Annotated in this window: 11 protein-coding genes; 8 read left to right on the top strand and 3 right to left on the bottom strand. The window is 49.2% G+C overall.

What is annotated here, in order from left to right; all coding sequences use genetic code 11:
- Positions 1-93: 50S ribosomal protein L34 (gene rpmH / locus NZM01_08755; protein ID MCS6960126.1), on the top strand; the 93-nt coding region annotated here is incomplete at its 5' end.
- Between the two features lie 264 nt (positions 94-357).
- On the opposite strand, the gene NZM01_08750 is transcribed toward rpmH, so the two are convergent.
- Positions 358-948, bottom strand: coding sequence for an L-threonylcarbamoyladenylate synthase (locus NZM01_08750; GenBank protein MCS6960125.1), 591 nt, complete (start codon positions 946-948; stop codon positions 358-360).
- Positions 935-2,059 carry a glycosyltransferase gene (locus tag NZM01_08745; GenBank protein ID MCS6960124.1) on the bottom strand — a complete coding sequence of 375 codons (1,125 nt, stop codon included), beginning with the start codon at positions 2,057-2,059 and terminating at the stop codon, positions 935-937. The genes NZM01_08750 and NZM01_08745 overlap by 14 nt, the downstream gene beginning before the upstream one ends.
- A 69-nt stretch (positions 2,060-2,128) precedes the next feature.
- Between NZM01_08745 and NZM01_08740 the strand changes: the two genes are divergently transcribed.
- The 7 genes from NZM01_08740 (at position 2,129) to NZM01_08710 (ending at position 7,544) form a co-directional block, all read left to right on the top strand.
- Positions 2,129-2,551 carry a single-stranded DNA-binding protein gene (locus tag NZM01_08740; protein ID MCS6960123.1) on the top strand — a complete coding sequence of 141 codons (423 nt, stop codon included), beginning with the start codon at positions 2,129-2,131 and terminating at the stop codon, positions 2,549-2,551.
- A complete protein-coding gene (locus tag NZM01_08735) occupies positions 2,502-2,963 on the top strand; it encodes a type IV pilin-like G/H family protein (protein MCS6960122.1) in 462 nt (153 codons plus the stop codon). Before NZM01_08740 ends, NZM01_08735 begins: the two co-directional genes overlap by 50 nt.
- Positions 2,964-2,986: 23 nt before the next feature.
- Positions 2,987-3,847, top strand: coding sequence for a formyltetrahydrofolate deformylase (gene purU, locus NZM01_08730; protein ID MCS6960121.1), 861 nt, complete (start codon positions 2,987-2,989; stop codon positions 3,845-3,847).
- 89 nt (positions 3,848-3,936) lie between these two features.
- Positions 3,937-4,827, top strand: a complete 891-nt coding sequence (locus NZM01_08725) for a carotenoid biosynthesis protein (GenBank protein ID MCS6960120.1) — start codon at positions 3,937-3,939, stop codon at positions 4,825-4,827.
- Positions 4,824-5,027, top strand: a complete 204-nt coding sequence (thiS, locus tag NZM01_08720) for a sulfur carrier protein ThiS (protein ID MCS6960119.1) — start codon at positions 4,824-4,826, stop codon at positions 5,025-5,027. Before NZM01_08725 ends, thiS begins: the two co-directional genes overlap by 4 nt.
- Complete coding sequence (gene guaA / locus NZM01_08715) at positions 5,028-6,593, top strand: glutamine-hydrolyzing GMP synthase (GenBank protein MCS6960118.1); 1,566 nt, start codon at positions 5,028-5,030, stop codon at positions 6,591-6,593. It abuts the gene before it with no gap.
- Between the two features lie 3 nt (positions 6,594-6,596).
- On the top strand, positions 6,597-7,544 hold the full coding sequence (locus NZM01_08710) for a branched-chain amino acid ABC transporter permease (GenBank protein MCS6960117.1): 948 nt from the start codon (positions 6,597-6,599) through the stop codon (positions 7,542-7,544).
- On the opposite strand, the gene NZM01_08705 is transcribed toward NZM01_08710, so the two are convergent.
- Positions 7,534-9,777: a methyl-accepting chemotaxis protein gene (locus NZM01_08705; protein ID MCS6960116.1), complete on the bottom strand. Its 2,244-nt coding sequence runs from the start codon at positions 9,775-9,777 to the stop codon at positions 7,534-7,536. The two genes, NZM01_08710 and NZM01_08705, sit on opposite strands and share 11 nt — an antisense overlap.
- Positions 9,778-9,811: the final 34 nt, after the last annotated feature.

Below are 9,811 nucleotides of genomic sequence, written 5' to 3'. Positions count from 1 at the left end.
TCGGGATTTAGGGCGAGAATGTCCACCCCAGCGGGCAGAAAAGTCATCAAAGCCAGACGAAAAAAACAAAGACTGAGGCTAACGCCTAGTTAGGTAAATTTCCGATGAAGAGGTTGTGTCTTGACTTGACTCGTAGAGATGAGTCTTTCTTCTCTACTCTAAGTTTCTGTTGTTCCAGGTAGCTCCTTTTTGGGTGGGGGTTAGAAGTAGCACATAAAGCAACTTAGGCTGGAGTTGACCTCTTTATTTGAGAGCAGGCTTTTATGGGCAAGCTACTAGACACCTGCACTAGCAATAGACTTGTGTGTGTTCTGTGATTAATTTGCAGTAGTAGTTATTCTGTTTTAAGGATAACTTTCAACCATCTATCTCCGTAGTTTGCTCTGCAAGCTTTACCTCTCCCTGGCGCAGAATTTGCCACTGGTTCTGCTCCCACTTGACTACAGTGGATGGTTTACCACTGCCAAAAACCCGATCGGGTTCTCCCTCGCCCCAGGCAAATACACTGGGAAAGGTTGCGGCAATTGCACGCATACTTGGCAGTGGGTCTGTACCACTTAGGTTGGCACTCGTGGTGAGTAATGGTCCGGTTTGTTGCAAAATATTAAGGGCAATGGGGAAGGCAGGAATACGTATACCGATCGTGTCTGTTTGGTTGAGGGATCGCCCTAGGGGACTCGCGGGCAAAACAATTGTCAAAGCTCCAGGTAAGTAGTCGCTGACTGCCTTTTCCCAGGCTGGGTGTCTCCCCTCTAGGTAGGGTTGCAGTTCTGTCCAGGTGGCTGCCATAAGAATCAATGGTTTGTGCTGAGGGCGTTGTTTGAGACGATAAATTTGCTCCCCCTGTCCTGGTAAAACGGCTAAGGCGGGGACAGTGTCAGTGGGAAAGGAGACAACAAAACCCGATCGGGCTAAAGCTATTAAACTAGGAGTGTTAACGAGGGGCATCGCTGCTGGCAATTACTTTGTCGTAATAGTGTTGCAATTGTCGGGTGGCGGCTTCCCAGCTCCATTTCTCTGCTTCCAGTCTAGCTTGTTCTCTTAGGGAGGTGGTGTCCTGGGTCAGTACATTCTGGGTAGCTGTGATTAGGCTGTCTTCTTGGTTGGGGTCAAAGAGATAGCCGTTTACACCAGGAGTAACAATATCGGGAATACCGCCTGCTCTGGCTGCTACTACTGGACAACCTGCTGCCATTGCTTCTAATAAAACTAGACCCAATGTTTCTGTGCGGGAGGGAAAGAGAAAGACATCACTGGAGGCAAAGGCACTGGCTAGTTCATCTCCCTGAAGATAGCCAACAAAATAGGTTGGAGTACCGCTGAAAATTTGCTCCAATTCCGATCGGTAGGGACCATCCCCTACTAGTGCCAACCGAGTCCGCGGGATTGCCTTCAGGACTGGTAAGAGGCGTTGGATTTCTTTTTCCGCTGACAGACGACCAACATACAACAGCAAATGATCCTCTGGATGTCCTTGAGTTAGACGGTGCCGCATTTCTAATGCGCGGAAGCGAGGGTGGAATTGTTCTGTATCGACTCCCCGTTGCCAGAGGTCAACTACTTCTACCCCATGGGCTTTCAGTTCTTGCACCATGGCAGTTGAGGTACAGAGGTTGAGGGCAGCACTGTTATGGGCGGTTTTAATCAGTTCCCACATTGTTCCTTCCAAAAAGCCCAACCCGTAGTGTTGTAGGTATTTGGGCAGATGGGTATGGTAGGAGGCTATCAGAGGTACTCTCATTGCTTTGGCAAAAAATAGTCCGCCTAAGCCCAACACTGCAGGGTTGACGACATGGATAATGTCAGGACGAAATTGCTCTAACTTTGCGCCAATGCCAGGATGGGGGATTGCCAGCTTTAGTTCTGGGTAGAGAGGCAAGGGAAAACCAGAAATACCGTAAACCTCTGCGCCTTTGTATTCGCTAATCCCACCAGCGGGGGCAAATACAATCACTTTATCCCCTAACCTCACCAAATATTCCACTGTGTATTTTAGACGAGTGACGATGCCATCAACCTTGGGCACAAAAGTTTCTGTAAAAATAGCAATGCGGCGCATCTGTTCTTGTTGAGCAGGTTGGATTAAAATGATGACACAAAATCTCCCACTTATGCTGGAGTGTTGGCGATGAATTCTTTTACGGTGGCAGCGGAAATTTTAAGTGAACCAGAACTGCGGGCGACCCCTGAGGGGCAAATCCCTGTAACTGGCTTTTTGGTGCAGTTTCCTAGCCTCAGACCAGAAGACCCCCCCAATCGATTGAAAGTCACCTGCTGGCGCAACTTAGCTACAGAAGTCCATGAAAATTACCATCGCGGTGATCACGTCCTCATTGAGGGCAGACTGCAAATGAACTTGGTCGATCGGGGTAACTACAAGGAGAAGGTGGCGGAACTAGTGGCGCAACGGGTGTATCCCTTAGGAAAATCCTTACCCAGAACTGCCGCAGTGGCTGAGCCTGCTTCTACCTACAGCCCTGGTGGGGTAGAAACGGATGTCTATGACTTACCCCCTATGCCAGAATTACCGCCCGATGAGGTACCTTTCTAGCCTAGGACTGGCTATTTTCCTATCGTTGGGCTGTAGTACCAGGGATGAGGAACCTCAAAGGGCGTTAGAGGTTGTCACTTTGCTATGCCGTTCCCAGGTGGCTTTCTATGTGGAAAAGGGACGATTGACCGATCGTCTAGCCGACTTGCAAATTGAGTGGCTTAACCTCAGCCAAACTACACCGAATTATCACTACACTGTACAGCTCCTGGCAGGGGGCGAAGTAACAGGGGCAGCTACTATAGCCAGGCACAAGAATAAGCAATTACATTTTGTCGGAATTGTGGGGAAAGCTAAAGGCAATGACACATTTCGGACAATCATTTGTCAAGGGCAAACATTACCTCCGAGGGTGTTAGATTTTAGAGATTGCCCGCCAGGGTTGGAGTTAGCGGCTAGTGGTATAAATTAACTTTGGCGCTTACAAATGACTTAATGGCAACAGCAATTCTCTTGATTTCCTGTCCCGATCAGCGGGGTCTGGTAGCAAAAATTTCTAACTGGGTGTTTGCCCATAACGGTAATGTGATTGATGCCGACCAGCATGTTGACCAAGAAGCAGGTTTATTCCTAATGCGCTTGGAATGGGATTTGACAGATTTTAGTCTTCCCAGGGAAACCATAGCAGCAGAATTTCAACAGTTGGCAGAAGCTATCGGTTTAAGTTGGCAGTTGCATTTTTCCGATCGGATTCCCCGCCTAGCTATTTTTGTCTCTAAGCAGGATCATTGTTTGTATGACCTAATTTTGCGTCAGAAAGCGGGGGAAATCAATGCCCAGATTCCTGTTGTCATCAGCAACCATACTACCCTAGAGCCTATTGCCCATGACTTTAATATTAATTTCCACCACATCCCTATCACCCCTGATACAAAATTACAACGGGAAAAAGAGCAGCTGGAGCTATTGCGCCAATATCAAATTGATCTGGTGGTGTTAGCTAAATATATGCAAATTCTCAGCACTAACTTTCTCCAACAATTTCCAGAGGTCATCAATATTCACCACTCCTTTCTGCCAGCCTTCCCAGGTGCTAACCCCTACCAGCGTGCCCACCAGCGGGGGGTAAAAATTATCGGTGCCACTGCCCACTATGTCACGGAAGACTTGGATGAGGGTCCAATCATTGAACAGGATGTCATTAGGGTTTCTCACCGCGATACCGTTGCTTCCCTGATCCGTAAGGGCAGAGACTTGGAACGCATAGTGTTGGCACGGGCAGTGCGATTGCATCTGGAACGACGTGTCCTAACCTACGGACAGCCAGAAGCGCGGCGGACAGTGGTATTTGAGTAATTCAGCACTAAGGTCTAGGCTACGGGGCACAAACTGTCCTATATTGGTAATATTAAGAAATTTCAAGCAAAAGCTGGGGAGTAAGGTGCATGGGTCAAGTCAGTCGTATTATGCTGGGACTGCACATCGCGTCTATGGTGTTTGGGGTGCTGGGACTGCTGTGGGTATTGCCTAATCCTGACTTTGTAGCGCACCTTTCGGAGTTTGGTATGCAGATTTTTGCCTGGGGTATGACGGGTGGCGGCGCAGTCTATATCATTCTAGGGGCGATTGCAGTGGCTCTCTACGGTTGGCAGACGGTGGGAGGAAATCGCTTGTTGACTTTTGCTTTACCAGCTATTTTCCTCTCCCTGGGCAGTGAATTGCTAGGCACAAGTACGGGTTTTCCCTTTGGACACTATGCCTACCTGGAGGGGCTGGGCTACAAGATTGCCGGATTGGTACCCTTTACTATCCCTCTGTCCTGGTTCTACATGGGGTTTGTCTGCTACCTGCTGGGACGGGCAGCCCTCGCTGCTAAGGGGATTAACGGACTGGCTCAGCTGATTGGCGGAATCACGATCGGGGCAGTGCTTCTGACAGCTTGGGATTTTGTGCTTGACCCAGCCATGAGTCAGGCTAGTTATCCCTTCTGGGAGTTTCAGGATGGGGGAGAATTTTTTGGGATGCCCTATCGCAACCTCACGGGCTGGCTGGGTACAGGAGCGCTGTTTATGGCGGTGGCTTCTCTGTTTTGGCGGACAGAGCCTGTGTATCTCAGCCGTTCCCAGTTGCTGTTTCCCCTGACGGTGTACTTGGTCAATTTTGCTTTCGGTGCTAGTATTACGCTTTTACAGCTGGGGACTGGATTTCTATTACCTACATTGTTGGCTGTTGTACTAGGTGTAATTCCTGCTATCTTCCTCGTTTGCCTAGTCCCTGCTACCCCTACCTCCGCTGTTAGGTTAGATTCTCCTGTAGCGATCGGTCTACCAGAATGATCACCCTTAGGGTCAATGGAGAAAAGCGGGAATGCCCGCCCCAACTGAGTCTCAGTCAAGCGCTACAGTTCTGGGGGATTAACCCACGCCTAGTGGCGGTGGAATACAATGGAGAGATACTCCATCGCCAATTTTGGGAGACAACGATTTTGCAGCAAGATGACCGCTTAGAAGTGGTGACGATTGTGGGAGGGGGCTGAATGGGTAGTACACCGATCATTGCCATTCTGGATTTTGGCTCCCAGTACTCGGAGCTGATTGCACGGCGAATTCGCGAAACTCAAGTTTATTCGGAGGTGCTACCTTACACTACACCGGCGACTAAGTTGTTGGCGCTGGGGGCAAAGGGTATTGTCCTATCGGGGGGACCGAACTCCGTCTACGATGCGGGAGCGCCTGCTTGCGATGAACAAATCTGGGATTTGGGCATTCCGGTTTTGGGGGTATGCTACGGGATGCAGTTAATGGTGCAAGCGCTGGGCGGAAAGGTGGTCAAATCCGATCGGGGAGAATATGGCAGAGCGCCCTTGACGATCGATGACCCCACTGACCTCCTGACTAACGTGGAGGATGGCACTACCATGTGGATGAGTCATGGCGACTCGGTGGAGGTATTGCCCCCTGGTTTTTCCCGCCTTGCCCACACCGATAATACACCCTACGCGGCAATTGTCCATCACGGCAAGCGTCTCTACGGTGTGCAGTTTCACCCCGAAGTGCAACACTCGGTGGGGGGAATGGCAGTTATCCGCAATTTCGTCTATCACATCTGTGGCTGTGAACCGACCTGGACAACGGATGCCTTTATCGAAGAGGCAATTATAGACATCCGCCAGCAGGTAGGGGATAAGCGGGTGTTGTTGGCGCTGTCAGGGGGAGTGGACTCCTCTACTTTGGCGTTTTTGTTGCACCGGGCAATCGGGGATCGGCTGACCTGCATGTTCATTGACCAGGGCTTCATGCGCAAACAGGAGCCAGAACGATTGTTGAAGCTGTTTGAGGAGCAGTTCCACATTCCAGTGGAGTATGTCAATGCCAGTGCCCGCTTTTTAGCCCGGCTGAAGGGAGTAACTGACCCAGAGGAGAAACGGAAACGGATTGGCTATGAGTTTATTAAGGTTTTCGAGGAGGAGTCCCAGCGGCTAGGTCCCTTTGACTTTCTTGCCCAGGGAACGCTTTATCCTGATGTGATTGAGTCGGCGGGCACAAATGTGGACCCTGTAACGGGTAAGCGGATCGCGGTCAAAATTAAAAGTCATCACAATGTGGGTGGGTTGCCCCCTAATCTCAGGTTTGTGTTGGTAGAGCCTTTACGCAAGTTGTTCAAGGATGAGGTGCGCAAAGTAGGTAAAGCCCTGGGTCTGCCGGATGAAATTGTTCGCCGCCAACCTTTTCCCGGTCCTGGTCTAGCCATTCGCATCATTGGGGAAGTCACTCCTGAACGTCTGGAAATGCTCAGGGAAGCGGATATGATTTTGCGGCAGGAAATCAACCGATCGGGTCTCTATAATTCTCTGTGGCAGGCGTTTGCGGTTTTGTTGCCGACAATTCGCACAGTGGGGGTGATGGGGGACAGGCGTACCTACGCCCATCCTGTAGTTCTGCGCTTTGTCACCAGTGAGGACGGTATGACAGCGGACTGGGCAAAGATTCCCTACTCTGTCCTAGAGACAATTTCTAATCGCATTGTCAATGAAGTCCCTGGTATTAACCGCGTTGTTTTGGATATTACCTCCAAACCCCCTGGCACGATCGAGTGGGAATAGGGCATGGGGGAGTTTTTTCGTACCTACAGCTTTTTGTTTGTCTCTGTATTTGGGGAGTTTTTTCGTACCTACAGCTTTTTGTTTGTCTCTGTATTTTTGGGTGCAATTTTGGGGCTGTCCCTCTACCTACCCCTCATGGGGGGTCAACTATCCTTAGCCACACCTGGTTTCTACAGCATCGGGGGTTACACAGCCGCTATTTTATCTACCAGAATTTTCCCCCAATCCTCTCCCTTTCCCCTTGTCTATGTCTTAGTAGAAATTTTGTTGGGGGGGGTTCTAGCAGGACTATCTGCTCTATTAGTTGGTATACCCTCCTTAAGATTAAGGGGAATTTACTTTGCCATTGCCACGATCGCTTTTGTGGAAGTTTTGCGTGTGTTAGCTCTTACCTTAGACATTACAGGCAAAGCTATAGGTATCAGCAATATTCCCCAGCCCTTTGACAATACATTGGGTTATTTGTGGTTAGTATTACCGCTCCTGACAGCAGCGATCGCTATGACAATTTATATAGAGAAAGCAAGGATGGGTAGGGCACTAAGAGCAATCCGATCGGATGAAATTGCTGCCCAGGCAGTGGGTATCAACAGCAACTACTATAAGATATTTTCTTTCACCTTGGGGGCAATTCTGGCAGGTGTAGCAGGGGCAATCAGCGCCCATTTTTTGAACACTTGGAATCCCCGCCAGGGTAGTTTTGACAGCAGTATTACCCAACTTGCCTTTGTGATTATTGGTGGCTCCCGCAGTGTCTGGGGTCCCGTGCTGGGGGGTATATTTTTGACCGCCCTCCCCGAAATTTTGCGCCAGCTTGGTGGTGTAACTTTCTTCCCTCCCTTTCTCAGTCAGTTTTTCCGCGAAGGCAGACTAATTATCTTTGGTTTGTTGCTAATACTGGGCAGCATTTATTTCCCCCAGGGCTTAGTCCGACCACAACCTAGACCTTGAACTGTTTAGTCGCTTCCTGTAAAGATTGCGCCAGTTCTAACAACCTACTAAAGGAGTCTGCTACACTCTCAGATTTTTGCGCTGTCTCTTCGGCAATCTTATATACAGCTTCCACTGTCTTTTGCACCTTCTGGGATGTGGTTAACTGCTCTGTGGCTGCTGAGGCAATCTCTCTGACTAGTTGTCCAATCTGCTTACTGACTGCCGCAATTTGTTGCAATTTTTGCCGGGACTCTTCTACCAATTTTGTTCCCTCTACTACCTGATCCGTCCCCTCTTCCATTGCCACTACTACCTCTCTGGTTTGGGTTTGAATCTCTTCCACCAGTTGTTCAATTTCCGCCGTCGCTGTGGCTGACTGTTCTGCCAGACTCCGCACTTCATCGGCAACAACACCAAAACCACGTCCTGCTTCCCCTGCCCGTGCTGCCTCGATCGCGGCATTCAGAGCTAGCAAATTAGTCTGAGAGGCGAACTCACTGATCAGGTTCACCACCTTGGAAATCTTCTGGGAGGCTTCCCCCAGTCGTTTTACCTTCTTCGCTGTCTCTGAAACCGTCTCCCGAATGGACGAGATACCCTCCACTGTTCGATTCATGGCTTGGTCGCCCTCTGCCACCACTGTAGTCGCCATTTCTACTTGCTCCTGTGCCATCCGTGCCCGATCGGTCACCCCTTTGCTGGAAGCAGCTAGTTCTGACAGAATATAGGTTGATGTTTTCAAACCCTGTACCTGTTCCAGATACTCTTCCACAATTCCTCTGATCGACTCCTCGTTTTCCTGGGAAGTGGCAAATACCGAAGCCGCTGTTACTTGCACTTGCTGCACAATCTGCCGCAGACTGCGAATGATTGCATTGTAGGAGTCAGCGATCGTGCCAATCTCATCGGGAGTTACCTTTGCCCGCACTGTCAAGTCCCCCCTACTGACAGGGTCAACTTCCAGCAGGAGTTCCAAAGCACGTTTTTGCAAAAACTCTTTTGCCTCCTGTTGTTCTCTTGCCAGTTGTTCTGCCTCTAGTCTTGCTTCTTGGCGGGCAATTTCTATCCGTTCTACTTCTTTCTCTTTCTCTTCTAACAACTCCTTCAGCTGTTCCGCCAGACTGTTGATATTTTGACCGAGGACTGCTAGTTCGTCTTCCCCTTTTACTGCAACCCTAGCATCCAAGTTACCTGCTCCAAGCAATTTTACCACTTCCGTTGCTGCTAACAAGGGCTGGATGAATCTATCCACCGCATAGGAAATAGCTACTGTTACAGTAATAGTCGCCCCTATAGTACCCAAAATAAAAAGCAACTGCATGCGGTATAGAGGAGCAAAAACCTCACTTTCTTTAGTAATAATTGCTAAGGACCAGCCTAAGTCTCCCCGTAACTGATAGGGAGTACCCACTGCCCATTCTCCCAAGAACTTGAGGGAAGAGTTTTTTGCTAAGCTCTCCCAGGTGGGAATGATCTCTGTCACTGGCTTGCCCACCAGCTCTGAACGAGAGGATACCAAAATGTTGCCCTTTTCCTCTACCACCAAATAGTCTTTCCTGTCACTCTCTTTCAGACGTATTAGTTGATCATCCAAAACCTTGGGATTAACTGACCCCAGTAAAATGCCGACTACCTCTTGATTCCAATTCCTCACTAGCCTGGCAATATAAATCTCCGCCTGTGGGTTATCTTTATTCTTAGTAAATCTGACTTCTAGGATTGGCTTTTCGTTTGCCAATGCTTTTTGGAAATAGCTCTCCTGGCTGTGGTTCCTAGGGATAACATTTTTGCTGTAGAATTGAGGGTTACCGCTAGTGTCAATGAATTGCAGGGAAACAAATCCACCTTCCGAACCATCCACGAAGTCCTGCAGTGCCTGGGCCTTTTGCTGAACTGTTAGAGATTTACTGACGGACTCTACACGAAACAGACGCAAGCGCGACAAGGGTTGGAAGTCTGCTAGCCGTTCTTTAATTACCAACTCTAGCTTTTCGCCATCATCCCTAGCTTGTGCCCTCTGGCTCTGCAGGATAATTTGTTCTAGCTCATAGGATACAAATGCGTATACACTAGCAGCAGCAGTAGTAATTAGAACTAGGGTAACGCCCACCGTGAAGGCACTAGCTTTGTTGCGGATACTACTAAAAAATTTCCTCAGCCCACCTGGGGAGCTGGGTTCGGGTCTAGATTGACCAGGCTTGAGTACACCTGCAGTAATATCAACGACTTCGGGCTTGTTTTCGGTGAGCATAGGTGAGCAATTTTAGTAGAATCCTCTCGGAATC

The sequence above is a fragment of the Pseudanabaenaceae cyanobacterium SKYG29 genome, assembly GCA_025055675.1.
Classification (GTDB): domain Bacteria; phylum Cyanobacteriota; class Cyanobacteriia; order Pseudanabaenales; family Pseudanabaenaceae; genus M5B4.
Note: the sequence above shows the minus strand (reverse complement) of the source record. Positions and strands in the feature narration are given on the sequence as shown.

Bases quoted from the DNA above. Each gene is read 5' to 3' on its own strand.
- purU (MCS6960121.1), top strand. From the start codon at position 2,987: ATGGCAACAGCAATTCTCTTGATTTCCTGTCCCGATCAGCGGGGTCTG.
- NZM01_08735 (MCS6960122.1), top strand. From the start codon at position 2,502: ATGACTTACCCCCTATGCCAGAATTACCGCCCGATGAGGTACCTTTCT.
- NZM01_08750 (MCS6960125.1), bottom strand. From the start codon at position 948: ATGCCCCTCGTTAACACTCCTAGTTTAATAGCTTTAGCCCGATCGGGT.
- NZM01_08710 (MCS6960117.1), top strand. From the start codon at position 6,597: ATGGGGGAGTTTTTTCGTACCTACAGCTTTTTGTTTGTCTCTGTATTT.
- NZM01_08705 (MCS6960116.1), bottom strand. From the start codon at position 9,777: ATGCTCACCGAAAACAAGCCCGAAGTCGTTGATATTACTGCAGGTGTA.
- thiS (MCS6960119.1), top strand. From the start codon at position 4,824: ATGATCACCCTTAGGGTCAATGGAGAAAAGCGGGAATGCCCGCCCCAA.
- guaA (MCS6960118.1), top strand. From the start codon at position 5,028: ATGGGTAGTACACCGATCATTGCCATTCTGGATTTTGGCTCCCAGTAC.
- NZM01_08725 (MCS6960120.1), top strand. From the start codon at position 3,937: ATGGGTCAAGTCAGTCGTATTATGCTGGGACTGCACATCGCGTCTATG.
- NZM01_08740 (MCS6960123.1), top strand. From the start codon at position 2,129: ATGAATTCTTTTACGGTGGCAGCGGAAATTTTAAGTGAACCAGAACTG.
- NZM01_08745 (MCS6960124.1), bottom strand. From the start codon at position 2,059: ATGCGCCGCATTGCTATTTTTACAGAAACTTTTGTGCCCAAGGTTGAT.